We start from the raw sequence: 25,991 nt of genomic DNA on the forward strand, positions 1-25,991 counted from the left end.
GACCCTAACGGCCAGGCGGCGTCGACGGGGCGTGTTCGGCGAGGGCGTGCTCCAGGGCTGGCAGGAAGCTGCGCACGTGGGCGTTGCGCTGTCGGCGGCGCAGGTCTGCGGCGAGCTGGTGGAGCAGGGCCGCGCTGCGAGGCGAGCGCACGACATCGAGGCGGTCAGCGACGATCTGGCCGACCTCGCAGGCGGCCTCCAGATCACCATGACCGCTGTGGCCCAGGGCCAGCCAGGCCCCTTCGAACATGGCCCTGCGCTGGCTGGGGTCGCCGCGCGGGACGTCGTACGCCCCGGATCGGAGCATCTGCGACCCCTGGGCGAGGAAGCGCCGTCCCCTCGCGCCGCCATCCGCCTTCAGCTGGGCGCGGCCCATCTGAATGAGGCCGTAACCGGCTTGGCAGTCCAGGTGGTTGTCGGTGAGGAAGTACATCCAGCGGGGTTCCTCTTGGCCGCCGTCCCGGCTGGCGATCAGTTCGCGGGCGGCCCCGCGGGTGTGGGCGAAGTCGTTGTCACGGCCGGCAGCGGCGTACGCGTACGCGAGCCGGGACAGGACGGATGCCCGTACGACCGGCGGGGCGGCGTCGCTGGCGCGGCGGGCGGCCTCGCCGAGAGCGATGGCGTCTGCCGGGTGTCCCCTGCTCGCGGCCTGGAAGGAGAGGTCGCCGAGGATGTGGGCACACAGGGGCAGGTCGTTGACCTGATGCGCCGCCCGCAGCGCCGTGGCGAAGTAGCGCTGCGCCAGACCGTGGTCGGCGGCGTCGAAGGCCATCCAGCCGGCCAGCTGGCCGATCTCCGCGAGCGCGCGGATGAGGCGGCTCGCGACGGCGGGAGCATGACCGCCTTCGCGGATCAGCAGACCAACCGCACGGAACTGGGCACCCACGTACGGGAGATGACGTGCTCCACCGTGCTCGTCGTCGAGCGCGGAGAGCATGGGCAGGTGCTGTTCGACTTGGTCCACGAGTGGATCGGCGCCCAGGGACGGCGTGATCCGAGGCGCGTACTGGCCACGCCCCGCAGTGCCGTCGAGGTACTGGGCGACGATCGCGAGGAGCCCCGCGCCCGAGATCGCGAGGAACCGGCGTCGGTCGACGAGCCCTCCCATCACCCAGTCCTCCACGATCGCCTCCATGCCCTGCACGGTCCAGGGCCGTGCGAGATCCGTATCGGCCGGCAAGAGCGCCGAGGAGTCGCCCACGCGGCCCTGCCAGAGTTCGGCCACCGAGACAGGTCTACCCAGTTCCTGGGAGAGCACGTAGGCGGCCATCATCGGTAACGGCGAGCGCGGCAGCGAACCGGCGTCCCGCCAGTGGTACGGCGCCGACTCGGCCACCGTCCCCGCTCCGAACACCCTGTTGAGCTTGCGAGCGAGCGCTTTCGGGCTCCACCCGAGTTCGTCGAGGCACCCTGCCAGTACGGCGTTGGGTTCCCCTGCCTGCGGTGCCACGTTCGACCACCTCTTGCCCCAGTGGTTCGTCCATCACTTCTCGCGCTCCCTCATGGTGACGCCCTCTGGCGGCTGATTCACCTCCTCCTCAAGGAAGTTGACTGAGTTGACCCGTTGATCGGGTCCTGCGCGACCGGCCTCCTCCGGTGTTCTTGGATCCCGGCGGAAGGCGCCGCCTTCGGTGCCGACGGAGAAAGGGGTGGGCCTTGAGACACCGCACGAGCACCTCCCGAGCCCGTCCGGGCAGCGTGCTGGAGCGCAGCGTCGGACGGCCGGCCCCCATAGCCGGGCAGACCGACGCCGGCGCCGCCCGCGCGACCTCGCTGATCACGGATCTGCCGTACGGGCCGAACGCGGCCGAGGTCGCCCGGAAGGCCGTGACGGTCGCACTCCATGGCACCGAGGCGGACCTCCTCGATGACGCCCGGCTGATCACGTCCGAGCTCGCGACGAACGCGTTCGCCTCGGGCAGCCCGCCCCTTGTCCTGTGCGTCGACCGCACGACACCGACCACTGGCGGTCTGGAGGTCGAGATCACCGTTACGGACGGCGGCTGCTCCCACCGCCCGCCGTCCTCTCCTCCAGCTGCCGAGGAGGAGGCCGAATCGGGACGAGGGCTGGTCATCGTCGAGGCCCTGGCCGATGCCTGGTCGCTGACGACCGCCGCCCACGGCACCCGCGCCTGGTGCCGGCTCACCCGCGGGGTCCGCCCTTCGACCGCCAACACCTGAAGCCCACTCCCGCGATATCCCGTCTTCGAAGGAGGCACCACACGGTGCGCATCGACCATGCGACTCCACCACCCCCGCCCACGGCCATACCGGAGGTGGTCCGCCGGCCCCGTGTTGTTGTCGCCCTCCACGAGGGCTTCTACGGCGCTGCGTCAGGCACCGGCTTCAGCAATCGCGCCTTCCTCACGGCGCTGGCCCGCCTGCTGCCACCGGGCCGCCTTGTCGTGATCACGCCGCACGTGCCGGAGACGGCAGGAGCGCACGACCGACGGTGGGCTGGCGAGGTCCAGCAGATGCTGCGACATGCCGAGGCCGACGTCATCACGATCCCGGAGGTCCAGGCGGCGCCGGACTCGATCCACGGCTCCGTGCAGCTGTGCGATCTGGCAGGCGAGGCGGCCGTACGCATCGCCGACCACGCGAGCCGGTGCCTTCTCATCGGCCTCGACATCCCGTTCCTCGGGCTGGCCCCCTACACGTCGCCGACCACGGATCTGCTGCTCGTACCCCGCTCGACGACTGCGCTGACGCGGCCCAAGGACATGTCCCGCGTCCGCTGGGAGCGGGACGCCCTGCGGGCGGCGACCGTCCGAGGCGGGCGGATCGGCGCCATCTCCTCCCACATGCGGGGCCACCTCGTCGTCAGCTACGCCGTTCCTCGGGGAAGCATCGTGAGCGTCCCGAACGGGCTGATCCAGGAGGAGATGGCCCGGCCGACGAGCGCGCCGCCCCTGCCCTTCAAGGCCCGCGCCGGATTCCTTCTCGCCATGGGCCGTGCCGTGCCGACGAAGGGCTTCGATGACCTCCTGGAGGCGCTGCACCTCCTCAAGGAGCGCGGGGTCCGCGCCCCGCACCTGGTGCTGGCGGCCGTGACCTCGGACGACCACGAGCGCCCTACCTCGTACCAGGAGGACCTGGCGGCGCGCATCCGCGCGTACGGCCTGGACGCGACTCTGATCACGCGCTTCACCCCCGCGATCCGCGCCTGGCTGCACAACCCTGCCCTGCGGGCGGTCGTCGTTCCTTCCCGAGAGGAGCCCTTCGGGCGCATCCCCCTGGAGGCGTTCGCAGCTGGAGCGGGCCCGGTGGTGGCGACCACCGCCGGCGGGCTGGCCCAGACCGTCGTCGAGGGCGAGACCGGCTTCACCGCCGCACCACGCGACGCCAGGTCCCTGGCCTCCGCGCTCCACCGCGCCCTGACTGTCCTGCCCCGCGAACGCGACCGGCTCCGGAGCGCCGGGGCGGCCCTGGTGCGCTCGCGCCACGACTACGAAGCCAGCATCGGCTCCGTCATCGAACGCCTCGCCCCTTGGGCTCTGGTGCCGGCGTCCAACGCGGAGGGCCGAACGCGATGAACCAGCCGGTGGTGTTGATCAGCCTGGAGTCCCCGCACTCCTTCTGGCGGCTGTCCAGCGAGCACGAGCGGGCGCTGTCCGCCGCCTTCCCCGGTGTCGAGTTCCGTACGGCGAGCGAGGAGTCCGTGCCGCACCAGCTGGCCGAGGCGCACGTCTATTTCGGCTGGACGTTCAAGCCGTCGTGGCTGTTCGGTGCGCCTCATCTGAGGTGGATCGCGTCCCCGGCCGCCGGCACCGACCATCTGCCCGTCGCCGAGGCCCACTCCGTCGGGGTGGCTCTGACCCGCTCGTCCGGGTTCCACGGCAGACCCATGGCTGAGCACGCCATGGGGATGGTCCTGGGCTTCTCCCGCGGGTTGTTCATGAGCCAGCTCGCCCAGCGGAACCGGACCTGGTGGAAGGACGACCTGGCGGAGGAGTTCTTCGACCTGGGAGGGGCGACGATGACCATCGTCGGCTGCGGCAGCATCGGAGAACACCTCGCCCGTGCGGCCCGCGCCTTCGGAATGGACGTCATCGGCGTACGTCGGACGCCGCCGGTGACTGCCGCAGGTGGGATCACGTGGATGCACCCGTCGGCGGCTCACCAAGCGGTCTCCGTCGCCGACGTCGTGGTCGATCTGCTGCCCGCCACCCGGACCACGGACCGCTTCTTCGACCGCGGTCTCTTCACGGCGTTCAAGCCCAGGTCCCTATTCCTCAACCTCGGCCGCGCCGCGACCGTCGACCAGGCGGCTCTCCTGGCCGCCCTCAACGCCGGCCGCCTTCGAGGCGCCGCCCTGGACGTCTTCGACCCGAAGCCGCTGCCCGCCCGCCATCCCCTGCGGCTCCACCCCCGAGTCGTCCTCACGCCGAAGAGCTCCACGCTCAGCCGCACGTACATGAACGAGGCGGTCGCGTTCTTCGCCGACAACCTGCGTTGCTACCTCACCGACCAGCCGCTCAACGGCCTGGCCGAGGTGCCCGCTGCCCGCTTTCCCTTCGTAGGAGGCTGACCGATGCCCACCGCACCCCAGCGCGACCTGGCCGCCGCCTTCGCTGCGACCGGCCGCAACCACCCCTACCTGGCCTTCACCCTGAACTCGCTCTGCAACCTGGCCTGCGTGTTCTGCAAGCCCCGCTGCATGCCGGACTACGGGCACAAGGACCGTCCCCTGACCGCCTCCGACTACGCGGCCATCGCCGCCGAGGCCGGTGCCTGGAAGATCAGGAAGGCGCACTGCTCCGGCGGTGAGCCGACTCTGCGAGCGGACATCCTCGACGTGATCGCGGGGCTCGCCGACGGCCTCGGTCCCGACGCCGCGATCGGCATGACCAGCCACGGCAACCTGCGCCGCGGCTTGAGCGTCGAGAAGCTCCACCGCGCCGGCCTGACGTACCTCAACCTCAGCCTCCACAGCCTCGACCCCGCCCGGTCCGCCGAGATCATGGGCGGCGGCGACCCGCGCATCACCCGGCGCACCCTCGACACCGCCCTCTCCCTCGGCCTGCGCGTGAAAATCAACTGCGTCCTCCAGCGCACCTACCTGGACGACGCCTTCGCCGTGGCCGAACTCGCCCGCGACCTGCCCGTCGCCGTCCGGCTGATCGAACTCCAGAACATCGGCCCTGCGCAGGCGCTCTTCGACACCGAGTTCATCAGCGAGGCGGAGGTCCGAGACCGTCTCCACGAGTGGTTCGCGAACGCCGGCGAGGTCCGCAGGGACGAACTCGGCGTCCGCAGCCCCGGGCAGTACCTCCGCCCCGACGGTTGGGCGGGCTCGATCGGCTTCATCTCCAACTCCAGCTGCGCCACCTGCTCCGACGCCAACCGCATCAAGATCACACCCACCGGTGTGGCCCGCCCGTGCATCCTCCACAACCGCGACATCCCTTTGAGGCCCCACCTCGCCGAAGGCACTCTCGGCGACGCTTTCGCCCACCTCTTCCAGTCCATGCTCGACCGCAACACCAACGACGCCTGGCAGGGCTTCCACTACGTCGACTACGACCTGCGCTGGGACCGGTTGGAGCGCCCCGAAGGCACCCCGGTCCTGCCCCTGCTCCCGCTCCTGACCACGGACGCGGCACAGCCCGTCTGCACCCGCGCCTCCACGAGGGATCGCTGATGGCGGTGGTCGAAGCTCCGCCCTTCTACTCGGGACTCGGAGCGCTGTACGAACGCGAGCTGGACGCCCACGGCGTCGGTGCGGTGATGCTCACCCACAAGTGGCAGCCGACCGACCTGCTGGCTCCCCACTCCGACATCGACGTGCGAGTTCTCCTCCCCCGGCCCCCGGCGGACTGGGAGGAGTGGAACCACCGGCTGGCCGCCGCGCACGCCGCCGCGGTCAGCCGGAAGGTCCCCCACCGACGCCTCCTGGAGCATCCGCCCGGCTTCGCGTTCACCGTGGCCGAGGCGGACGGGCGGCTCGTCTCCGCGCCCGAGCTGGCGACCTGGTCGCTGATGAGCGGGAGCGCCCGGGACTTCCAGCGCTGGAAGTCCCGGGCCCAGATGGCGCCGTGGTGCGAGGTCGACGAGCGGTTCTACCGGGGAATCCTCCAGGGGCGGCTGGGCGGCCGGTACGAGCTGGCGGCGGACAGCACCGACAACGTGGTGGAGGACATCGCCGCGTACCGGCGCCACTGCGTGGCGTGGCACTACCTCGCCCCGTGCTGGTTCGCCGCAGCCGCGCTCGCGACACGGACCCGCTGTCCCGGCAAGACTGCCGCCCTCACCCAGTGGCGGCCGGACGGGCTGGACGGGTACGCCGAACTGTTCCTCGGGCACGCCGAAGATCGACCCGATGCCCGTCCGCTGAATCCGCGTCACCTACTCCGCACAGCCCACGTCGCCCTGGAGTCGGCGATGCGCCGCGTCCCCGACGCGAACCGCCCCGCCGGCCGGTGCGACAAGGACGTCCGTACCGACTGGGTGATGACTGCCGGAATGCTCCGTGTACGCGTCGCCCGCTGGCTGTACTACCTCGCCCCGCCGCCCGGTGTCGCGACCGAGTACCTGATCCGGCGCGAGGCGAAGGAGCTCCGAGCAGCCGCACAGACCCTGAACACGCTCGCGGCAGACAAAGCCACCCCCGCCCAGCGTCTGGCCGCTCGGATGGCGGCGCTGATCCCCACCGGACCGACCACCGCCGACAGCCTGCGCACGACCCTCTCGCTCTGGCACCGGCAGAAGTCCACCGTGCAGGACTTCCTCAGCCTCGCCCCCGGTGACGTCCACCCCTGACACAAGGAGTCCCGCCATGCCCGCGCGTGCGCCCCTGCCCCGCGCCCTGAAGACGGCGAAGATCAAGATCACGACAAAGTGCAACCGGTCCTGCGACTTCTGCATCTTCGCCGACGGCGCCCAGGGCGAGAACATGTCCCAGGAGCTGTTCTCGACCATCCTGGCCCGGCTGGAGACCATCCCCTTCCAGCAGCTTCACATCAACGGCGGCGAGCCCACCGTGCACCGGGACTTCCCCGCCCTCAGCGAGACGGCCCGCACCCGCCTGCCGGACAAGGTCATGGTCCTGGGCACGAACGCCATCACCTTGGCCCGCAACGAGCGGATCATGGAGGCCACCCTCCGCTCGTACGACCAGGTCCTCATCGGCTGCGACGACGAGCACGAGAACTACGACGAGGTCCACGCCGTCGTGCCCCGTCTCCGCGAGGCCGGCAAGACCGTGGTCGTCAACAGCGTCCTGGAGGGCATCAGTTCCACCCGTCTCGCGCAGCTCGCGAGGCTGTGCGACACGTACGGCGCCACCCACGTCACCAACCACGTGCACCACGTCGACGTCGGCCAGCCGACGAACGAGCTGCGCGGCATCTGCGACCGCTACCTCGACCAGCACCTGATGATCGAGATGGACGGTTCCTGCTACCGCTGCTTCAACGCCATGGCGAAGGACGACAGCGAATTCAGCATCTGGGACGAGGACTTCGCGGCCAAGGTGTTCGAGCCCCGAGGCCAACACTTCCGGTTCTGCCTGCGCTGCCACGAGTACACCGACTCCGGCGCCGCCCTCCTCCCCTCCCCGGCCCTCACCGTCTGACCCCAGACCGGAGGTACACGACCATGTCCGCAGTCCTCGGACTGAACTTTCATCACGACACCAGCGCCGCCTTAGTCGTCGACGGCCGCCTTTACGCGGCCGAGGAGGAACGCTGGAGCGGTGTCAAGCACAACCACCCCGCCCGTAAGGGCACGCTCACCGCCCCGACCCGCGCGCTCCAGTGGTGCCTGGAGGCTGCCGGCCTCGCACCGCAGGACGTCGACGCCGTCTGGGCCGCCTCCATGCGTCCCAACCCGGCCGCCGGCTGGTGGCTGGCCGAGGAGCGAGACGAACTCGCCGCTCTCCTGCCCGCCCCGCTCGGCGAACACCTCCGTCTCCTCTCCCACCACACAGCCCACGTGCTCTCCGGCTACCTGCTCTCCGGCCACGAGCACGCGGCGGGCCTCGTCATCGACGCCGGCGGCTCCTCCCTCGGCTCCGACTTCGGCCCGGGACGCGAGCGCATCACCGGGTACGAACTGCGGCCCGATCGCATCGACCGCCTCCACCAGGGCATGCCGACCGTCGTGCCCAGCCCGGCCGGACCCCGGCGCGTCCATTCCTCCCTCGGGCACTTCTACCGAAACCTCGCTCGGCGGGTGATCCTGCCGGGCGACGAGCCGGAGGGCAGCATGATGGCGCTCGCGGCCTTCGGCGATCCCCAGCGCTACGGAGCGCAGGTCCGCGAGCTGGTCCGGCTCGGTGACGACGGCGAGGTCCGCATCGTTCCTCCCTGGGGCTCGGCGGACAGCAGCACACCGCTGCCGCTCGGTGGCCGCGTCTGGACCGCCGACAACATCGCGGAGCAGCCGGAGCACGAGCGGGCCGACCTGGCCGCGGCCGTCCAGGAGGTCTTCGCCGAATCGGTCGTCCACATCGCCCGCCACCTGCAACGGCTCACGAGGGCCTCGGCGTTGGTGTTCTCGGGCGGGTGCGCCCTGAACTCCCACCTGAACGGCCAGCTGGCAGCCGACAGCGGCTTCGACACTCTCTTCGTGGCCCCGGCCCCGCACGACGCCGGCACCGCAGTCGGTGCCGCGCTGTACGGCTGGCACTACCAGCTCGGGCAGGAGCGCCTTCCGGAGCCGACCGACGCGGCCTGGGGCCCACACCCGGGCTCGCTGCCGGCGACGCGGGTGCCGTCCGGGTACCGCGCCCTGACCGGCCTGGGGCCGGGGCTGGCGCCCGCGGTGGCCGCGCTGCTCGCCGATCACCACATCGTCGGCTGGGTGCAGGGACAGCTCGAATTCGGCCCGCGAGCCCTCGGGCATCGCTCGATCCTCGCCCACCCCGGCCACGCCGCCACGCGAGACCGGCTCAACACGATCAAGAAGCGAGCCACCTACCGCCCCTTCGCCCCGGCCGTCCTCACCGAGCACGCCACGAAGTGGTTCATGTCGGCAGGCGACCCCTTCATGAACCGTGTCGCCCGCGTCCGCCGATGCCGAGCGGACCGCATCGCCGCGGTCACCCATCACGACGGCACCGCCCGCGTCCAGTCCGTAGCCGCCGACCACCAGGGCCTGCGCGAGCTCCTGGAGCAGTTCCACAACCGCACCGGTCTCCCGCTGCTGCTGAACACCTCCTTCAACTGCAAGGGCACCCCGATCCTGCGGACCGCCGGGCAGGCAGTGTCAGCCACTGACGTTTTGGGCCTTGACGCCTTGGCGGTCGGCGAGACCCTGCTCCTCGCCGACCACGTGCCCGACCCCCGCGCTACGACTTCTCGTACGAGGTGAGTCGGATGAACCGCATCGACCTGGACCACGTCCTGTCCGTGCTCGGCGCCGCCGCGTGGAGCACGGACGAGCAGTCCCGTGCCCGCGTCGCCGGCGCCCTCGCCCTCACCATCTACGACGGCCACACCCGCGATCAGGGCACCCCCTATCTGGAACATCCGCTCACCATCATCACGCTGCTCGCCACGGAGATCAGGGTCAGCCACGTCGAGACCCTGCTCGTCGCCCTCCTCCATGACGCATTGGAGGTTGCCCCCGAATCGGAGGCGCTGCTCGTCCAGCACCTCGGCGGCCCGTTCACCGGCCGCCTGCGTGCGATGACGGCCGACCACCGCCTCGAACGGCGCCCCAAAGCCGCCGGCGACGAGACCCGCTGGCGCTTCAAGCAGGCCGCGCTCCCTCCCGAGGACCTCCTCGTCCGGCTCGCCGACCGCGTCCACAATCTGCGCGATGTCGCCGCCTCGCCCAACGCCGACCGGCGCCGACGGTTCCTCCGGAGCCTGGAGGACTTCTACCTCCCGCTCGCCGACGCCGCCCGCGGCCGCAGCCCCCACCTGGAAGCCATGCGTTCGCTGCTCCGCGCCGAGTACGTCCGGCACCAACAGGAGGTGCGTCCGTGAAGCGGGTCGTCTACTCGATGGAGCCGGTCGGCCGGACCGGCGGCCGGGTCTACCTACGGATGCTCCACGAGGCGACGGCCGACGACGTGGAATGGCGCACGGTCCCGGACCACAAGCGCACCTACCGCGTCCGCCGCTGGCGCAAGCTGCGCCACCTCGCCCGTCTGGCACCGACGGTCCGGGCGCTCGACAGCGCCAACGGCACCTTCGTGTGGGACGACCTGAGCCTGTTGCTCTTCACGCCCGAGATGCGGGCCCGCACGGTGTTCCTCCTCCACCATTACGAGCCGTTGCAGCACGACTCCGCCCCCGTCGAGGCCATGCTCTGGGAGCACCTGTTCCGCGTACTGCCCCAGTGTGCCGCCGTGGTCTGCGTCGCCCCCTACTGGGCCGACTTCCTCCGGGCCCGAGGTGTGGGCAACGTACGGGTGATCTACAACGCCTTCGACATGACGGAGGTCGAGCGGGCCCGCGGCTTCGACCGGACCGAGTGCCGCGCGGAGTTCGGTCTGTCGCCGGACGTGATCGGCGTGTACGCGGGCAAGGCCGTGCACTGGAAGGGAACCGAGGAGGTCTCGGCAGCCCTGGCCAGCAACCCCGAGCTGCGGGTGATCACGAGCGGCAGCAACACCATCGGCTTCGACGGTGCCCACTACGACGTCGACCGTGAGCGGTACCTGCGGCTGCTCTGCGCATGCGACGTCGGCCTCTTCCTCCCGCGTATGCGGGAGGGATGGAGCCGCTGCGCGGCCGAGGCCCTGCTCCTCGGCATGCCCTGCCTGATCCGTCCGGTGGCCGGCCTGGGCGACCTCGCCGCGCTGACCGGCCAGCCAGCCCCGGACCTCGGCTGCCTTCCGGCGCAGGTCCGGGAACGCTCGACGGCACGCCAGACCGAGGCCAAGGCAGCGTACGAGGCCCTGGCCCGGTTCGATCTGAACTACTTCGGCAACGCCTGGGGCGACCTTCTCGCGAAGGTCGCCTGACCGGCAGCTACGCGTCCGCGGCGGCCAGCTTCTTGGCCGCCGCGTCCAGACGGGCCAGCACGCGGTCCCGGCCGAGCAGCTCCATGGACTCGAACAGCGGGAGTCCGATCGTGCGGCCGGTGACCGCGACCCGGATGGGCGCCTGGGCCTTGCCCAGCTTGAGACCGTGCTTCTCGCCGACGGCGAGGATCACGGCCTTCAGGTCGTCCGCCTTCCACTCCGCGACGGTGGCCAGCTCGGCACGGGCGTCGGACAGGATGTCGCCGGCGCTGGCCTTCATCGCCTTGTTCCACGACGCCTCGTCCTCGACCGGCTCGTCGAGGAACAGGAAGTCCACGTAGTTGGTGATTTCCGACAGCAGGGCCAGTCGGGTCTGCGCCAGCGGGGCCGCCACCTCGAACAGGTCCGTGTCGAACGCCTCCGGGGCCCACGGCGCGTATGGGGCGACGAGCCACGGGGCACAGGCGGCGGCAAACTGCTCCGGCGCCAGGGCCCGGATGTAGTCGCCGTTGAACGCCGTCAGCTTCTTCACGTCGAAGAACGCCGGCGCGGTGTTGACGTCCTCGATCCGGAAGAGCTGCTCCAGCTCCTCGTAAGGCATGATCTCGCGGTCGTCACCAGGGCCCCAGCCGAGGAGCATGAGGTAGTTCACCATCGCCTCGGGCAGGAAGCCCTCGGCGAGGTAGTCCTCCAGCGCGACCTTGTCACGGCGCTTGGACAGCTTCTGCCGCTTCTCGTTCACGATCACTGGCAGATGCGCCCACACCGGCGGCTTCGCGCCGAGCGCCTCCCACAGCAGCTGCTGCTTCGGCGTGTTCGACAGGTGCTCCTCACCACGGACGACCTGCGTGATTCCCTCGTCCAGGTCGTCGACGACGTTCGCGATCAGGAAGACCGGAGACCCGTCACCGCGGGCGATCACGAAGTCCTCGATCGCACTGTTCGGGAACGCCGGCTCCCCACGAATGAGGTCGACCACGACGGTCTCGCCCTCATCCGGCGTCCGGAACCGCAGCGCCCGACCCTCCTCGAAGGCCAGCCCCCGCTCCCGGCAGAAGCCGTCGTACCCGAGGTGATCCGACCCGGTGCGCTCCTTCAGCTGGTCCCGGGTGCAGTCGCAGTAGTACGCCCGCCCGGCCACGAAAAGCTGCAGACCCGCCTCACGGTGCCGGTCGGCGTTGTGCGACTGAAAGTACGGCCCTTCGAAGGCCGCGTCCTCGCCGTGGATGCCGATCGCCGCGAGCGCGTTGATGATCCCGTCGATCCACTCCGGCTGGTTCCGGGCCGCGTCGGTGTCCTCGATCCGCAGGACGAACGTGCCGCCGGACTGTCGCGCCACGGCCCAGTTATAGAGAGCGGACCGCGCACCACCGACATGGAACATGCCGGTCGGGGACGGGGCGAAACGAACGCGAACAGGGGCGGTGGGAGACATGCCCACCAGAGTACCGACCGCCGAGGCCCCATACACCCGCTTCCCTGCCTGCGACCAAGCAGATTGCGCCCAAGCAGGACGCACAAGCCCGAGCCCACTCACCGATCACATAGGCGTATCCGCTAGAGAGTAAGCCGGGGAAACGTTTCCACGGTGCGGCAATTAATAATCTGAAGCACTCACCACCAGTAGAAGAATCACTAATACAACCCCGCCAATCGAGCTACAAACCGAGAGAGACACCCTCCAGATATGAGCCGCCTTGAAACTCCAGGCACATATGAATAGTCTCCCGCATCACCGAAGGTTCATCCAGCCGGTTCGCGGAAGATACTATCGATGAATAAGACGATCAAGCTCGACGACATCAAGCCGGCACCGCAGACGGCCCGCACTCGCAACATTCGACCCTTGGTCGTCTCTTACAAGAGCCTCGGACTACGAGAGCCGTTGATGGTAAACCCGGCAAGCTTCGAAATCATCAGCGGGAATCGCCGGTACTACGCCTGTAAAGAATCCGGAATGCGCATGGTTCGAGTTTGCTTCCCGAGCGACGTCCTGGAAGCATGCTCGGAACTTGGAGAGCACGTCACAACCCCCGATTCGATGTACGCGATTCCCATGAACTCCAGGGAACGACTCGAACTGGCATTGCTGATCGGATCCCTACCTCGACCAGCAGAGTTCTCCCACCAGAGCTTCTCTCACGACAAACATGTTGCACCGTCCATCGGATTTTCCTCGCGAACCCTTTGGCGCCTTCGCTCCACACTAGCCAAGGCAAACGAAAGGGACACGGCTCCGGACGCGAACTCGATCAGAGCTCGCCAGGCCCTAAAGCTGATGCTGCAGGCAATCGATGCCCCCGCCGAGGAGCACTCGCCAAGTCGGGTCATCGAACATCTTCACCACACCCTCAGCCATCACGGAGACGTTCCCGGATCTCTACTCGATATCGAACTCCCGAAGGGCAAGAGAACCCCTAACGAGAGGGTCATCCCCTATCAACCCGGAACTATCGAAAGCATGAATCCATCCCATCCTCGCCGGAGGACGTCAGCCGAGTTCAGAAAGGGCGTAGACATCATCTCTGGGGCGCTGACCGGACTCGAAAGTCTCATGTATCAGAATCTCCCCACAGGCGAGGACGCCGAACACATGATGAAGCAACTCAAGCAGAGCCAGAAAATGATCCGCCAGATGCTCAGAAGCCTTCCCGGAGGGACTCGATGAAGAACTATCCGCACACCGCAAGCGTAGAACTGATCGCACCGGACGCTGTAACTACGGATTCACGAGTTAACACGAGGCCGGTGGACACAGCATGGGTCTCCCGAAAGCTCAAGGCTGGATACGATGAAAATCGGGTGGGAGTTCCAACCGTCTCAATGCGCTCCGACGGGACGATCGTATGGCTTGACGGCCAGAATCGCGGCGCACTGTCAACGAAGGCAGGCGTAGGCGGCCAAAAGATCCACATGAAAGTCTTCCGAGGGCTGACGCTGGGCGAGGAAGCGGAGCTTTTCCTGGGTCTCAACGACAATCGCCGCGTCGCCCCCATGTACAAGTTCCTGGCGGAAGTAACAGCGGGTCGGCCAGAGGCGCTGGAGATTAAGCAGATCGCGAAGGAGTTCGGCTGGTCCGTGTCGGACGGCGCCGCAGCCAGCATCCACGCAGTCTCCGCCTTGAGCGCCATCTACCGCTCGTCCCACCACCCAGGAGCGACCCTGCGTCTGACTCTTTCAGTCGCCACAAACGCTTGGGGGCACACGCCAGAGGCAGTCAACGCGAACGTTCTCCAAGGTCTGGCATCCGTCTTGAACGACTCCCCGAACGTCAACGTGCCTTCACTCGTCAAGAAGTTGGCTGGCCACGACGGCGGCGTGTCGAGCTTGCTGGGCAAGGGACGGGGATTCCGAACTGCCACCGGGTGCACGGTAACGCAAGGCGTCGACCAGGTCATCAGGGTCATCTACAACACGGGGCGCCGCAGCAACCGCCTCCGAACCTGGGGGCCGCCCGCCGCCCGATCGGCGCCCAGCCTCGACGAACATCTGCTTCCCTCGTAGAGCAGGAGTCTCCCACGCTCCGCGCTCGCCATCGCATCAACCGCACAGCGCAACGTAGGTCCCAGCCACGGGGTGGCTGGGACCTACGCACGTCGAGTCGGTTGCCACCGGCGCTCAGCTAGACACCTCATCGTCCCGAAAACGCCCGATCTTCCGGAGAGTGGCAGGCATCTGGGCCTATTCCCACAGTTCAGAGCCGCCCCACATCCCCACCCACCAAGTGCCTTCTAAGCACTTGGCCGCAGGTTCGAGTCCTGCCGGGGGCGCAGTACCGGGACCCTCCTTCGGGAGGGTCTTTTTGCTGGTCGATGGCTCTTTTCGGACGGTGGCGGGGGCGCCGGGACAACCACTCGGATGGCTGGATCTGTCCGGGTGAATCCGGCCCCGCGCTCTCTTCGTTCCCTCGTGGATTCGGGATTCGGATTCGGGAAGCGATGGCTCGGTGCCGCCGCTGAGGCCGACCGTCTCCCGGCACCCGCCGCCCGCGACCCGGGCTTCAGACCGCCAGCCATCGACGATCAGCCATCAGTCGCCAACCACGAGACAGGGAACGGGAGTTGGCGAAGCAGGCCGTCCTATGATCCGTCCGTGAACAGTCGATCGGACGGCTCGAAGGGGGACGGATGCTGACGGAGGCTTTGGCGGCGTTGGCCGCCGCCGGGGGTACGGCGGTGGTGCAGGCCGCCGCCACCGACGCCTGGACCGGCACCAGGGAACGGGTCGCCGGATGGCTCGGCCGCTCGGACGACTCGCGGGTGCCGGGCGAGCTCGAGCTCCTGGACGAGACCGCGCGGTCGCTCGGAGCGGCGGCGCCCGACCAGCTCGCCGAGGTCGCCGCGCATCACGAGGCCCTCTGGCGGGTCCGGTTCGCGGACGCGCTGGAAGCGGTACGGGACGCCGTCCAGCGCGAGCGGGCGGCGGAGGAGTTGCGGGCACTGCTCGGCGGCACCCCGCCCGGCGGCAGCGGCACCTCCAGCGGCGACGGCGGTCTGTCCGCGGGCGGTGACATCACCTTCCACAGCATGCCGGGCTCGATCGCGGCCGGGGTGATCAACGGGGGCGCCGTGATCAACCCCCCTCCCCCGCCGGAGCGGACACAGGGCTGAACCGCTCCGGGACAACCGGCCCCGTCATCATCAACGCCACCACGGTCCACGGTGGCATCCACCTCGCGTCCGACCCACCCGGGCCCGCCCGGCCGACCGTGGTCCTGGGCATCACCCCGGACGGGGCTCCCCTGTTCACGATGGCCTACGAGATGTCGGGACCGGCGCGGGGCCGCGAGATCCGCCCGTCCGACGACTACCTGGACCGCCTGCGCGCGGGCGGACCGCTGGAAGGCGCCCCCGGGTCCCACCGGTGGCCGGTCCTGGACGTCAAGGTGGTCAACAACACCGCGGAGGCGGTGCTGCTCCACGAGGCGGTCCTCCACGTCAGCTCCTCCGAGCCGGACCTGCGGGCCGTCCCGATCGTCCTCGGCCGCAGCATGGCCGTCGCTCTCCAGAACGACGGCTGGGGGCAGCTGGACGACTGCACCCTCACGTTCACACTCCACGCCTCCCCCGAACCGTCGGCCCGGCCGGTCGGCGGTCCGTTCGTGCTGCGCTCCGCCGATCTCGTCCAGGGCGAGGGTCCGGGCGGGCGACCCGAGGAGCAGTGGCCGATGGCCGACGCGCTGCGCGCCTGCGGCGCCGACCCGGTGGCGGTCAGAAGCGCGGTCGGCCAGGCGCGGTATCCGGCCCCGAACCGGGCGCTCCTGGACGCCGCACTCGGCCCCTTCGCCTGGCGGGGCGAGGCATTCCTCGTGGGGCGGCTCGAATACACCCACCCGGGCCCGGACGGCGCTCCGGTCCGCGCGGCGAACCCGGTACGGGGGTGCCTGGGCCTGACCGACGACGGCCGGCCCAGGATCGGGGGCTACCTGCCGCCCGCTCACCGGTACTCGACGGTCCTTCCCGCCACCGGCCGTGACTACCGCGTCGCGGTGCCCCTCTCCCAGTTCATCCGCAGCGGCGAGGCCGACCGCTTCCTCGTCGCGATCGCCTCGGACCGCTCCGCCTTCCACGACTTCTCGCTGACCGTCGGATACAACGAGCAGCAGGAGGTGGTGGCCGCCGAGCGGGTGCGCCTTGAGCTGTTCCTGCCGAGGTCGAGGGAGGCCGAAGCGCCCGCTCTCGGCCGGTCGGGCACGGCGGCGCGGCCTGCCGGGCGGCGGCGGTGGTGGCAGCCGTGGCGGCGCGACGGACCCTCGAACTGACGGTTCGCCATGGACCCTGGCGGGTCGCCCGCTTGGCGGGCGCCCGCCGTGCGTCCGTCGCGCATTGGTCGCGCGTTGGTCGATCGAGGGGGCGGACAGTAGCCTCTCCACCGGAGAGAAGGCGGTGGGCCGGTTGCCAAGCCCGAATGATTATGCTAAATCGCCGGGAGCCGGGAGCCGGGAGCCGGGAGCCGGGAGCCGGGAGCCGGGAGCCGGGGATGAGGGGATGTGCGATCCTGCCGTCAGGCGGAGGTGCACCATGGAATCCGACGGACGCATCCTCGTTCCGGTAGGACCCGATGCCGGGCGCTGGCGGACCTTCGAGGGCGAGCGGACGCTCGTCGTGGCCGCCAGGACCGTCACCTCGCTCGTACGCGTCCTCGATGTCGTCCCCGACCTCTTCCGCGACGACCCGCGCGTCACCGTGGTCTTCGCGTACGACCCGACCTCCGCCTTCAGTGACGGCGTCCTCGACCTCCTCAGGGCCCGCGGCTGCCGCACCATGCCCTGGTCGCAGCTCCCCGAGGTCTCCCCCGACCTGTTGATCTCCGCCTCCGAGAACATCAAGGTCCCGCCGGGCGACTACCCCGTGCTCGTGCTGCCGCACGGGGTCGGCTTCCACAAGCTGGTGCCCGATTCCGAGGGCGCCGGGACCCGGCTCTCCGGGCTCGTGCCCGATGAGCTGCTGGCCGCGCGCCGGGCCTGGCTCGCCGTGTCGCATCCGGATCAGGCCGCGCAGCTGGGCGCCGCGCACCCCGGGACGGTGGGGCGGACGGTGCTGGTCGGGGATCCGTGTCTGGACCGGCTGCGGGTCAGCGCCGGGCCCCGGCGGCGGGACGGCTACCGGGCTGCGCTCGGTGTGCGCGCCGGGCAGCGGCTCGTCCTGGTCAGTTCGACCTGGGGCGGCGAGTCGCTGGCCGGGCGGTGGCCCGCGCTGCCCGGGGACCTGCTCGCGCAGCTGCCCGTCGACGAGTTCCGGGTCGCCCTCGTGCTTCACCCGAACGTCTGGTCCGCCCACGGCACCTTCCAGGTGCGGGTCATCCAGCGGTCCGCCCTCGACGCCGGGCTGGTCCTGGTCGACCCCACCGACGGCTGGCAGCAGGCCCTGGTCGCCGCCGACCTGGTCATCGGCGACCACGGGTCCGTCACCCTGTACGGGGCCGCGCTCGGGCGGCCCGTGCTGCTCGGCGCCTTCGGTTCCGAGGCCGTGCCCGGGACGGCCGGCCACGCCCTCCGTTCGGCCGCCGACCCGCTGCACCCCGACCGGCCGCTCGCCGCGCAGCTCCACACCGCCCTGACCGGGCACCGTACCGACCGGTTCGCGGCCGTCACCGAGGCCGCCTTCGCCGAGCCCGGCGCCGCCACCTCCCGGCTGCGCGACCTGGCGTACCAGCTCCTCGACCTCCCGCCCCACAAGTCCACCGCCGCCACGGGCGCCCCGCGCGGCCCGCTGGCCCTCCCCCCGCCGCCACCCGCGACCCACCGCGCCACCGCCCTCCAGGTGCGGGTCGTGGTCGAGCGGGACGCCACGGGGACCCTCGTCGTACGAGTACGCCGGTTGCCGGCCCTCCTCGCCCCGGAGATCGTGGAGACCGCCGAGACCGCGGAGACCGCTGGGCCGGTGCCGGACGGCGGCCCGGCCACGTACGGGCACCTCGCCTGCCACCTCGACGAACCCGACACCCGGATGGCCGAGAGCGCCTCCGTCATCTGGTCCGACGGCGGAACGGCCGCCGACACCCTGGAACGGCTGCTCGCCGACCACCCGGGCGCCCTGATCGCCGCCCTGCCCGGTGACGGTGACGGTGACGGTGAGTGTGTCGTCGCCGTGCGCGGGCGTCGTACGACATCGGTCTTCCGTGTCGGCGGCGGGCCCGAACCCCTCGAACCCGGGCTCGGCGCCGCCCTCGTCTACGCCCTGCTCCGGCACGGTGTACCCGTGCCGGGCGCCACCGCCGTGCTCCAGGTCGGTGAGCGGCGCCGGGAGCTGACCGTACGACCGACCGCTCAGTCCCTGGCGGGTCCGGCCGAGTCGGTCAGCCGGGCGAGCACCACGGACGCGCGCGGGCTGCCGCCCGCCTCGTAGATCTCCAGCGCCCGGCGCAGCGCGTCCCTGACCTCCGCCGGGTCCGTCCGGAGGTCCGCCAGGTCCTCCAGGGCCCGCGCCTTGTAGTGGGACGCGTCGGCCTGCTTCAAGAGGTCGACCGCCCGGGTCAGGTCGGCGGTCGCCGCCGCCCGGTCGCCGAGCAGCGCCCGGGTCCTGCCGATGTCGGCGAGGGTTCTGGCCGCCATCCGCGCGTCGTTCAGGGTGAGCAGTTCGGCATGCGCCTGTACGAGCGTGGTCAGCGCCCGGTGCGGCTCACCGGTCGCCCGCTGGGCGCAGCCGAGGAAGTACCGGGCCAGTGCCTCTCCCCTGGCCTCGCCCGCCTCGGCGTTGAGCGCGAGGGACGCCCGGTAGGCGTCGATCGCCCGCGCCGGGTCGTGCCGGTCCCAGTAGCGGCCGAGGAACTCCTGCACCGACGCCTGGAGCACGACGTGCCCCGACTCGACCGCGAGACGCTCGGCGAGGCCGAGCTGTTCGGCGGCCCGTTCGTCCTGCCCGAGGTCGAGCAGCGGCCGGGACAGCAGGCTGCGCAGCCTGGCCTCGGCGGCACCGGCGCCATCGCGCACGGCCGCGTCGATGCCCAGTTCCAGCGACTCGCGCCACTCGGCGAGGTGGCGGTGGTGGAGGAACAGGACCGTGAACGACTCCGCCGTCTCCCAGACCCGGCGGTCGAAACCCAGCACGACCCCGGCCCGCAGCACGGCGAGCACGTTCGTCCGCTCCGCCTCCAGCCAGGCCAGCGCCGCCGCCTTCCGGGCCGCCTTCCGGTCCGCTTCCCCACCCTCACCGAAACCCTCGCCGAAACCCTCACCGAACCGGCCGGAGAGCGTCTCCGGCCCCGCGGCCTGCGCCGGGTCGAGGATCCGCAGCCGGTCCTCGCGGACGGCGAGGTCCGCCAGTACCACCTGGCGGCGGTAGTGGTCGAGGATCCGGCCGACCGTCTCCCGGTCGGTCCCGGCCGGGTCGTACGCCGACGACGTCGCGCGCGCGTGCAGCCGGACCAGGCTGTGCAGGCCGTGGCGCCCGTCGGGCAGGACGGTGAGGAGGCTGGCGTCGTCGAGGACGGCGAGGAGTTCGTCGGCGTCCGCCGGGGTGATGTCGGCGGCCACCGCCGCCACCTCGGCGTCGAAGCTGGGGCCCGGCACATGGCCGAGCGCGCGGTACATCCGGGCGGCGGCCTCGGGGAGGTCGCGGTAGGCCAGTTCGAGAGCGGCGGACATGGTGCGCTCCTCTGGGGCGGAGGACACGGAGATACGGCTCAGGCGGCTCTGTTCGTCGGAGAGTTCGGCGACGAGGGCGCCGACGGTCAGGCGGCGGCGGGTGATCAGGCGGGCGGCGCAGAGCCGGAGCGCGATCGGCAGGCCCGCGCACAGCTCCACCAGGCGCCGGGCGGCGTCGGGTTCGGCGTCGATCCGGTGCTGCCCGCAGAGCGCGACGAGGAGTTCGAGGGCGCTGTCCCGGTCGAGGACGTCGAGCTGGAGCAGGGCCACGTCGTCGAGCGCCAGCTCGCCGAGCCGCCGTGCGCTGGTCGCGAGCAGCACGCTGCCGGCCCCCTGCGGCACCAGGCTCATGACCTGGGCCCGCTGGGTGACGTCGTCCAGGACCACCAGCATCGCGCCCCGCTCGGCGGACAGGGTGCGGAAGAGGGTGGTCCGGTCGGCCACCGCGGCGGGCAGGAACGCGTCGAGGACCCCGAGGGACCTGAGCACCTGCCCGAGCGCCTCCGACACGTCGCCGCCCGGTGCGGGTGCGGGTACCGCTGCGGAGGCCGAGCCCGCACCCGGGCCGGTGCCCGATCCCGCACCCGGGCCGGTGCCCGATCCCGTACCCGATCCCGTACCGATGGTTCCCACGGCGCCGCCCGGGCGCAGCCCGGCGAAGTCGACGAACAGCTCGCCGCCCGGGAACTGGTGCTGGTTGCGGTGCGCCCACTGGCTCACGGCGGCGGACTTGCCGATGCCCGGCAGTCCGTTGAAGACGCCGATCGGGCAGCCGGACGTGCCGGCCGTCGCGGCGACGAGTTCGTCAAGTGCGGCGAGCGGGGCGTGCCGGTCGACGAAGCAGACGGGCGGGCGCGGCACCTGGTCGGGGCGGTGCTTCAGGAGGGCCGCCGGGCCCTCGGGCGACGGCGCCGCGTGGTAGTTGACGGTGATGTCGCCGTGCACGACACCCGCCTGGGTGATCGGGCCCTCACCGGTGGCGCTGTTGCTGACCTCGGTACGGGGATCGGGCACCACGTCCGAGGACGGCTGTTCCGGTCCACCCGGCTGGTCCGGCTCATGCGGTTCGTGCGGTTCGTGCTGATCGCCCATGGGACACCACCTCCGCGAACACCGACCAGGTCAGCTCAGGTCTCCGACACCGTACTGGAGCCGACCGGCCATTGCGGGGGGATTGGCCCTGGCCAGGGTGGCGCCCGGCGGCGAGGCTGGTCCCGAGGACGACGTCATAAGGACGACGAGGACGACGAGGACGACGAGGAGTACGCCGATGCAGGTCGCCGTGGTCACCTTCGACGGGTTCAACGAGCTCGACAGCTTCATCGCGTCGGCGCTGATCAACCGCTGCCGCGCGGACGGTCTCGAAGCCTTCATCACCACGCCCACACCCCGCGTCACCTCGATGAACGGCGTCGAGGTCGGCGGCCAGCGGCCCATGGAGTTCGTGGCCGAGGCCGATGTGGTCCTGGTCGGCAGCGGCGTACGGACCCGCGAGGTGGTCGCGGACGACGGGCTCGTCGCGCGGTTCGCGGGCGCGCTCGATCCGGCCCGGCAGCTGATCGGCGCGCAGTGTTCCGGCGCGCTGGTGCTCGCGCGGCTCGGGCTGCTCGCCGGGATGCCCGCGTGCACGGATCGGAAGACCCGTCCGTACCTGGCGGAGTACGGGATCGAGGTGCTCGACGAGCCGTTCCACGAGGAGGGCGGCATCGCCACGGCGGGCGGGTGCCTGTCGTCGCAGTACCTGGGGGCCTGGGTGATCGCCCGGACGCTGGGGACGGACGCGGCGCGCGACGTCCTCGACTACGTGGCGCCGGTCGGCGGGAACGACGCGACCGTCGCCCGCGCGTTCCACGCCATCGGCGCCATCAGCGCCCTCCCCGCGCCGCACTGACCCGCCGGACCCGTTGGGCGCTCCCCGCTACGTCCGGGACCGGCGGGTCGGTGCGGCGCGGGACGGCTCCCGTCAGCCCTTGCCGAAGCCGCCCGCGATCGGGCCCGCGGCGCACTGGCGCCACTCGGTCTGGAAGGTGCTGTTCATCTTGCCGAGGTTGCCGCCGTGGGACCGCAGGTAGCCGTAGATCCCCTCGCAGTTGGAGGCGGTCGGCTCGAACCGGGAGCTGCAGCTGCCGCCCACACCGCCGCCCATGTCACAGGCGCCCGCGGCGGCCGGGGAAGCGGCGGCGAGGGCGAGGAGCGGGGTGGCGGCGAGCGCGGCGACGGTCAGACCGACGGCGTGGACGCGGGAGGGAACGAGGGAGTGGAGGAGAAAGGGAACGCGGGAGGGAACGCGGGAAGAGATCTTCATGGTGCGGTTTTCCTGAATCGAGAGTGCGAGTGGTGCTGGGTGGTGCGCTCCCATGAAAGGCCGCGGGGGCGTCGTCCCGGCACCGGCCGAAGGTCGGGAGCACCCCCGCCGGTCGGCTGGGACAATGTGGTGTTCGACAGTCGGTCGACGACGGGCGAGGAGCGATGGAGCGGGAGCAGGGACGCGGCCGGGGCCGGGAGAGCGGCGGCGGCGAGGGGTACCTCGACGGGTACGCCGAGATCCTGTCCACCGTGTGCGCCACCGGGCGGCGGCTGACCCGCGCCGAGCTGGACGGGCTGCGCGACCGGGGCGAGCGGGCGGCCGAGGCCGGGATCGGGCTGCGCGAGCTGGTGCGGGCCCAGCTGTCCGCCGCGCGCGAGGTGCAGGGCGAGCTGCCCCGGGAGCGGCAGCGGCACGTGCTGGCCGCCGTCGAGCAGGCGGTCGACGCGTTCGCTGCCGGGCACGAGCGGGCCCAGCGCCTGGCGGTCCGTCAGGAAGAGGCGATGCGGCGGGAGTTCATCGACGACCTGCTGTACGGGCGGAGCGACCTCGGGCGGCTCGCGCAGCGGGCCGAGCGGTTCGGGCTGCTCCTGTCGCACGCGCACGCCGTGGCCGTGGCGCAGGGCCCGGAGCCGTACGGGGACGGGTTCCCGGTCTCCCGGGACGTGGAGGCATCGTTGCTCGCCCGGTTCGGCGCCCGCCGGATCCTGCTCACCACCAAGGACGGGCGGCTGATCTGCATCGCGCCCGCCGACGAGCCCGAGGTGCTCAGCCACTTCGCCAAGCGGGCGTACGCGGCGACCGACGGCGGCCTCGTCGCGATCGGGCGCCCGCATGCCGGTGCGGGCGGCGTCGTTCACTCGTACGAGGAAGCCCTCAACGCCCTCGACCTGGCGGGCCGGATGAACCTGGACGGGCCGGTCCTGTACGCCGCCGACCTGATGGTGTTCCCGGTGCTGCTGCGGGACCGGCAGGCGATGGCCGATCTGGTGCGGACGGTGCTCGATCCGCTGCGTGGCGCCCGGGGCGGCGCCCGGCCGCTGCTCGACACCCTCACCGCGTACTTCGACGCCGGGTGCGTCACCACCGAGGCGGCCCGCCGGCTGGCCCTGAGCGTGCGGGCCATGACGTACCGGCTCGACCGCATCCACCGGCTGACCGGCGCGGACCCCGGCGACCCCACGCAGCGCTACACCTTGCAGACCGCCGTCATCGGCGCCCGCCTGCTCGGCTGGCCGGACGCCGAGCTCTGACGCGGGACGGTCGCCGGGCCCGCGACCCGGCGACCCGGCGTCTCCGCGACCCGGCGTCCCGGTGGCTCCGCGCCGGGAGTCGGGACTTCGCAGCCCTGCCCGGCATCAAGAACGCGTAAAGACTGCCGGAGTCCGGCAATGAAAACGCGTACCCCCCGGTGGCACGATCGTCTCGACGGCAGATGGCACAGCACGCCCGAAGGGACGGGGACATGACGTGGTTTCTCGGTCTCGGCATCGTCGGGCTCGTGCTGCTCGTCCTGAGCCTGGTCCTGGACGGGGTGTGGGAGGGGGCCCTGGAGGGACTGTTCGGGGGAATGCTCGGGGGACTGGACGGGCTTCTGTCGTTGCCGGTGATCGCCGGATTCGTGTCGGCCCTCGGGTTCACCGGGGCGATCACCACGGGGGTCACCGGTGCGGGGGCCGGTGCCGCCACCGGTGCGGGGGCGGCGGCGGGGGTCGTCGTGGCCTGGCTGACCTGGAAGGCCAGCCGGGCGCTGATGCGCGACGACGCCGCACCCGCACCGCGCAGCGGTGATCTGACCGGCAGTTCCGGCTCCGTGGTCACCGCGATCCCGGCCGGCGGCGGCTACGGCGAGGTGCTCCTGTACCTCGGCGGCCAGCCGGTGAAGTACGCGGCACGGGCCACCGGCCCGGTGCCGCACGGCGCGGAGGTGTGGGTCGAGGCCGTGCTCTCGCCCACCTCGGTCGCCGTCCGCGCGGTCGACCGCTGAGGCCCGGCGCCCAGAACCGGGCCGCCGTCCCCCACCCCGCGCCTCACGCCCCGCGCCCCGCGCACTCTTCTTCCGCTCTTCTTCCGCTCTTCTCGACCAACGTTCTTCTCGATCAACCTTCTTCTCGACCAAAGGGGGTCTCGTCATGAGCCCTGTTCTCATCGCCGTCGTCGGCGTCGTCGTCCTGTTCGTCCTGCTCGGTCTCGTCGTCGTCACGCGCTACAAGGTCGCCGGTCCCAGTGAGGCGTTCATCATCACCGGCCGTCGCGGCAAGAAGACCACCGATCCAGACACCGGCCGCGTCTACACCGACAACAGCGGTCAGAAGGTCGTCGTGGGCGGCGGAGTCTTCGTCGTGCCGTTCGTGCAGCAGAAGTTCAGCCTCGACCTGTCGAGCCGCCACATCCCGATCGCGGTCCGCGGCGCCGTCACGCTGCGCGGTGTGAAGGCGAACCTGGAGGGTGTCGCGATCGTCAAGGTCGGCGGCACCGAGGACTCCATCAGGGCCGCCGCCCAGCGTTTCCTGATGCAGCAGCAGGGCATCGTCGGCTTCACCCAGGAAGTGCTCTCCGGCGCGCTGCGCTCGATCGTGGGCCGGATGTCGGTGGAGGACATCATCCGGGACCGTGCGGCGTTCGCCGGGCAGGTCGCGGAGGAGGCGGAGGCCAGCCTGTCCGGGCAGGGCCTGGTGCTCGACGCGTTCCAGATCCAGGACATCACCACCGAGGGCTCCTACCTGGAGGACCTGGGCCGCCCCGAGGCCGCCCGGGCCAAGCAGGAGGCGGACATCGCCGAGGCCGTCGCCCGGCGGGCCGCCGAGCAGGCGCGCCTGAAGGCGGAGGAGGAGATAGCCGTCGCGCAGCGGACCCTGTACCTGAAGCAGGCCGAGATCAAGGCGCAGACGGACGAGGCCGCCGCCCAGGCGAACGCGGCGGGCCCGCTCGCCGAGGCCGCCCGCCAGCAGGACATCCTCACCGAGCAGGAGAAGGTCGCCACCCGGCAGGCCGCCCTGACGGACCGGCAGCTCGACACCGAGGTCCGCAAGCCCGCCGACGCCCGCCGCTACGAGGCGGAGCAGCAGGCCGAGGCGCAGCGCACCGCCCGGGTGAAGCAGGCCGAGGCCGAGCGGCTGGCCGCGATCGCCGCCGCCGAGGCGGAGGCGGAGCGCTCCCGGCTGACCGGTGAGGGCGAGAAGCAGCGCCGTCAGGCGCTGGCCGAGGCGGAGGCCATCGAGGGCGCCAAGCGCGGTGAGGCCGAGCGGGCCCGCCGGGCCGCGATCGCCGAGGCGGTGCGCCTGGAGGGTGACGCCGAGGCCGACGCGATCGCCGCGAAGGGCACGGCGGAGGCGGAGGCCATGCGCAAGCGGGCCGAGGCGTTCGAGCGGTACGGGGACGCGGCGCGGCTCCAGATGCTCGTCGAGGTGCTGCCGCAGGTCGTCGGCAAGGCCGCCGAACCGCTCGCGGCCATCGACAAGATGACCGTGATCTCCACGGACGGCGCCGGCCGGCTGCCCCGCACGGTCGCCGACAACGTCGCCCAGGGCATGGAACTCCTCAGCTCCACCACGGGTGTCGACCTGTCCACGATGCTCCAGGGCCTCACGGGGAAGGCCGCCCCGGCCGCAGCCGCGAACGGCTCTCACGGAAAGATCGAGATCACCGACTGACCGCCGACCGGCGCCCGGCGCCCGGCGCCC

Annotated in this window: 22 protein-coding genes; 18 read left to right on the forward strand and 4 right to left on the reverse strand. The window is 71.2% G+C overall.

All coding sequences use genetic code 11. From position 1 onward, the window contains the following. Positions 1 to 4: 4 nt before the first annotated feature. Positions 5 to 1,450 (reverse strand): carph-isopro domain-containing protein, encoded by a 1,446-nt coding sequence (locus ACIPXM_RS29680; RefSeq protein WP_401661716.1) that lies wholly within the window; start codon positions 1,448 to 1,450, stop codon positions 5 to 7. Positions 1,451 to 1,656: 206 nt separating this feature from the next. Between ACIPXM_RS29680 and ACIPXM_RS29685 the strand changes: the two genes are divergently transcribed. Genes ACIPXM_RS29685 through ACIPXM_RS29725 form a run of 9 tightly spaced genes read left to right on the forward strand, consistent with a single transcriptional unit; the run spans position 1,657 to position 10,918 of the window. Beyond that, positions 1,657 to 2,181: an ATP-binding protein gene (locus ACIPXM_RS29685; RefSeq protein WP_401661719.1), complete on the forward strand. Its 525-nt coding sequence runs from the start codon at positions 1,657 to 1,659 to the stop codon at positions 2,179 to 2,181. A gap of 44 nt (positions 2,182 to 2,225) precedes the next feature. After that, on the forward strand, positions 2,226 to 3,536 hold the full coding sequence (locus tag ACIPXM_RS29690; protein WP_401661721.1) for a glycosyltransferase family 4 protein: 1,311 nt from the start codon (positions 2,226 to 2,228) through the stop codon (positions 3,534 to 3,536). Then, positions 3,533 to 4,531, forward strand: coding sequence for a D-2-hydroxyacid dehydrogenase (locus ACIPXM_RS29695; RefSeq protein WP_401661724.1), 999 nt, complete (start codon positions 3,533 to 3,535; stop codon positions 4,529 to 4,531). Before ACIPXM_RS29690 ends, ACIPXM_RS29695 begins: the two co-directional genes overlap by 4 nt. 3 nt (positions 4,532 to 4,534) lie before the next feature. Further along, on the forward strand, positions 4,535 to 5,644 hold the full coding sequence (locus tag ACIPXM_RS29700) for a radical SAM protein (RefSeq protein WP_401661726.1): 1,110 nt from the start codon (positions 4,535 to 4,537) through the stop codon (positions 5,642 to 5,644). Further along, positions 5,644 to 6,762: a hypothetical protein gene (locus ACIPXM_RS29705; RefSeq protein ID WP_401661729.1), complete on the forward strand. Its 1,119-nt coding sequence runs from the start codon at positions 5,644 to 5,646 to the stop codon at positions 6,760 to 6,762. Before ACIPXM_RS29700 ends, ACIPXM_RS29705 begins: the two co-directional genes overlap by 1 nt. Before the next feature lie 16 nt (positions 6,763 to 6,778). Beyond that, complete coding sequence (locus tag ACIPXM_RS29710) at positions 6,779 to 7,576, forward strand: radical SAM protein (protein ID WP_401661732.1); 798 nt, start codon at positions 6,779 to 6,781, stop codon at positions 7,574 to 7,576. 23 nt (positions 7,577 to 7,599) lie between these two features. Further along, positions 7,600 to 9,315: a carbamoyltransferase C-terminal domain-containing protein gene (locus ACIPXM_RS29715; RefSeq protein WP_401661734.1), complete on the forward strand. Its 1,716-nt coding sequence runs from the start codon at positions 7,600 to 7,602 to the stop codon at positions 9,313 to 9,315. A 5-nt stretch (positions 9,316 to 9,320) separates the two neighbouring features. Further along, positions 9,321 to 9,935, forward strand: a complete 615-nt coding sequence (locus ACIPXM_RS29720; RefSeq protein ID WP_401661737.1) for an HD domain-containing protein — start codon at positions 9,321 to 9,323, stop codon at positions 9,933 to 9,935. Beyond that, the gene (locus ACIPXM_RS29725; RefSeq protein ID WP_401661740.1) at positions 9,932 to 10,918 is read left to right on the forward strand and encodes a glycosyltransferase; all 987 of its coding nucleotides are present in this window, start codon (positions 9,932 to 9,934) and stop codon (positions 10,916 to 10,918) included. Before ACIPXM_RS29720 ends, ACIPXM_RS29725 begins: the two co-directional genes overlap by 4 nt. Positions 10,919 to 10,925: 7 nt before the next feature. Here the strand turns inward: ACIPXM_RS29725 and gltX are convergent, their stop codons facing one another. Next, positions 10,926 to 12,302 (reverse strand): glutamate--tRNA ligase, encoded by a 1,377-nt coding sequence (gltX, locus tag ACIPXM_RS29730; RefSeq protein ID WP_401661900.1) that lies wholly within the window; start codon positions 12,300 to 12,302, stop codon positions 10,926 to 10,928. A 390-nt stretch (positions 12,303 to 12,692) separates the two neighbouring features. On the opposite strand from gltX, the gene ACIPXM_RS29735 reads away from it, so the two are divergent. From ACIPXM_RS29735 to ACIPXM_RS29755, 5 genes are all read left to right on the forward strand, one after another. Next, positions 12,693 to 13,586: a ParB/RepB/Spo0J family partition protein gene (locus tag ACIPXM_RS29735; RefSeq protein ID WP_401661742.1), complete on the forward strand. Its 894-nt coding sequence runs from the start codon at positions 12,693 to 12,695 to the stop codon at positions 13,584 to 13,586. A gap of 80 nt (positions 13,587 to 13,666) precedes the next feature. After that, entirely contained in the window at positions 13,667 to 14,422 is a 756-nt protein-coding gene (locus ACIPXM_RS29740; RefSeq protein ID WP_401661744.1) for a DUF6551 family protein, read from the forward strand. Positions 14,423 to 15,045: 623 nt separating this feature from the next. Then, positions 15,046 to 15,528: a hypothetical protein gene (locus ACIPXM_RS29745; RefSeq protein ID WP_401661747.1), complete on the forward strand. Its 483-nt coding sequence runs from the start codon at positions 15,046 to 15,048 to the stop codon at positions 15,526 to 15,528. A gap of 140 nt (positions 15,529 to 15,668) precedes the next feature. Next, entirely contained in the window at positions 15,669 to 16,679 is a 1,011-nt protein-coding gene (locus tag ACIPXM_RS29750; RefSeq protein ID WP_401661750.1) for a hypothetical protein, read from the forward strand. Positions 16,680 to 16,938: 259 nt separating this feature from the next. Continuing rightward, positions 16,939 to 18,765: a hypothetical protein gene (locus ACIPXM_RS29755; protein ID WP_401661753.1), complete on the forward strand. Its 1,827-nt coding sequence runs from the start codon at positions 16,939 to 16,941 to the stop codon at positions 18,763 to 18,765. Here the strand turns inward: ACIPXM_RS29755 and ACIPXM_RS29760 are convergent. Continuing rightward, positions 18,687 to 21,095: an NB-ARC domain-containing protein gene (locus ACIPXM_RS29760; protein ID WP_401661754.1), complete on the reverse strand. Its 2,409-nt coding sequence runs from the start codon at positions 21,093 to 21,095 to the stop codon at positions 18,687 to 18,689. The genes ACIPXM_RS29755 and ACIPXM_RS29760 overlap by 79 nt on opposite strands. 178 nt (positions 21,096 to 21,273) lie before the next feature. Between ACIPXM_RS29760 and ACIPXM_RS29765 the strand changes: the two genes are divergently transcribed. Then, positions 21,274 to 21,894, forward strand: coding sequence for a DJ-1/PfpI family protein (locus ACIPXM_RS29765; RefSeq protein ID WP_401661756.1), 621 nt, complete (start codon positions 21,274 to 21,276; stop codon positions 21,892 to 21,894). Between the two features lie 72 nt (positions 21,895 to 21,966). On the opposite strand, the gene ACIPXM_RS29770 is transcribed toward ACIPXM_RS29765, so the two are convergent. Further along, a complete protein-coding gene (locus ACIPXM_RS29770) occupies positions 21,967 to 22,308 on the reverse strand; it encodes a hypothetical protein (protein WP_401661759.1) in 342 nt (113 codons plus the stop codon). A 164-nt stretch (positions 22,309 to 22,472) separates the two neighbouring features. Between ACIPXM_RS29770 and ACIPXM_RS29775 the strand changes: the two genes are divergently transcribed. From ACIPXM_RS29775 to ACIPXM_RS29785, 3 genes are all read left to right on the forward strand, one after another. Beyond that, on the forward strand, positions 22,473 to 23,561 hold the full coding sequence (locus ACIPXM_RS29775) for a PucR family transcriptional regulator (protein ID WP_401661762.1): 1,089 nt from the start codon (positions 22,473 to 22,475) through the stop codon (positions 23,559 to 23,561). 212 nt (positions 23,562 to 23,773) lie between these two features. Beyond that, positions 23,774 to 24,295, forward strand: a complete 522-nt coding sequence (locus ACIPXM_RS29780; RefSeq protein WP_401661764.1) for a hypothetical protein — start codon at positions 23,774 to 23,776, stop codon at positions 24,293 to 24,295. A 145-nt stretch (positions 24,296 to 24,440) separates the two neighbouring features. Then, a complete protein-coding gene (locus ACIPXM_RS29785; RefSeq protein WP_401661767.1) occupies positions 24,441 to 25,961 on the forward strand; it encodes a flotillin family protein in 1,521 nt (506 codons plus the stop codon). The last annotated feature ends 30 nt before the right edge of the window (positions 25,962 to 25,991 follow it).

This window comes from Streptomyces sp. NPDC090025 (assembly GCF_044748125.1).
Taxonomy (GTDB): Bacteria; Actinomycetota; Actinomycetes; order Streptomycetales; family Streptomycetaceae; genus Streptomyces.

Bases quoted from the DNA above. Each gene is read 5' to 3' on its own strand.
- ACIPXM_RS29695 (WP_401661724.1), top strand. From the start codon at position 3,533: ATGAACCAGCCGGTGGTGTTGATCAGCCTGGAGTCCCCGCACTCCTTC.
- ACIPXM_RS29700 (WP_401661726.1), top strand. From the start codon at position 4,535: ATGCCCACCGCACCCCAGCGCGACCTGGCCGCCGCCTTCGCTGCGACC.
- ACIPXM_RS29705 (WP_401661729.1), top strand. From the start codon at position 5,644: ATGGCGGTGGTCGAAGCTCCGCCCTTCTACTCGGGACTCGGAGCGCTG.
- ACIPXM_RS29710 (WP_401661732.1), top strand. From the start codon at position 6,779: ATGCCCGCGCGTGCGCCCCTGCCCCGCGCCCTGAAGACGGCGAAGATC.
- ACIPXM_RS29715 (WP_401661734.1), top strand. From the start codon at position 7,600: ATGTCCGCAGTCCTCGGACTGAACTTTCATCACGACACCAGCGCCGCC.
- ACIPXM_RS29720 (WP_401661737.1), top strand. From the start codon at position 9,321: ATGAACCGCATCGACCTGGACCACGTCCTGTCCGTGCTCGGCGCCGCC.
- gltX (WP_401661900.1), bottom strand. From the start codon at position 12,302: ATGTTCCATGTCGGTGGTGCGCGGTCCGCTCTCTATAACTGGGCCGTG.
- ACIPXM_RS29735 (WP_401661742.1), top strand. From the start codon at position 12,693: ATGAATAAGACGATCAAGCTCGACGACATCAAGCCGGCACCGCAGACG.
- ACIPXM_RS29745 (WP_401661747.1), top strand. From the start codon at position 15,046: ATGCTGACGGAGGCTTTGGCGGCGTTGGCCGCCGCCGGGGGTACGGCG.
- ACIPXM_RS29750 (WP_401661750.1), top strand. From the start codon at position 15,669: ATGGCCTACGAGATGTCGGGACCGGCGCGGGGCCGCGAGATCCGCCCG.
- ACIPXM_RS29755 (WP_401661753.1), top strand. From the start codon at position 16,939: ATGGAATCCGACGGACGCATCCTCGTTCCGGTAGGACCCGATGCCGGG.
- ACIPXM_RS29760 (WP_401661754.1), bottom strand. From the start codon at position 21,095: ATGGGCGATCAGCACGAACCGCACGAACCGCATGAGCCGGACCAGCCG.
- ACIPXM_RS29765 (WP_401661756.1), top strand. From the start codon at position 21,274: ATGCAGGTCGCCGTGGTCACCTTCGACGGGTTCAACGAGCTCGACAGC.
- ACIPXM_RS29770 (WP_401661759.1), bottom strand. From the start codon at position 22,308: ATGAAGATCTCTTCCCGCGTTCCCTCCCGCGTTCCCTTTCTCCTCCAC.
- ACIPXM_RS29775 (WP_401661762.1), top strand. From the start codon at position 22,473: ATGGAGCGGGAGCAGGGACGCGGCCGGGGCCGGGAGAGCGGCGGCGGC.
- ACIPXM_RS29780 (WP_401661764.1), top strand. From the start codon at position 23,774: ATGACGTGGTTTCTCGGTCTCGGCATCGTCGGGCTCGTGCTGCTCGTC.
- ACIPXM_RS29785 (WP_401661767.1), top strand. From the start codon at position 24,441: ATGAGCCCTGTTCTCATCGCCGTCGTCGGCGTCGTCGTCCTGTTCGTC.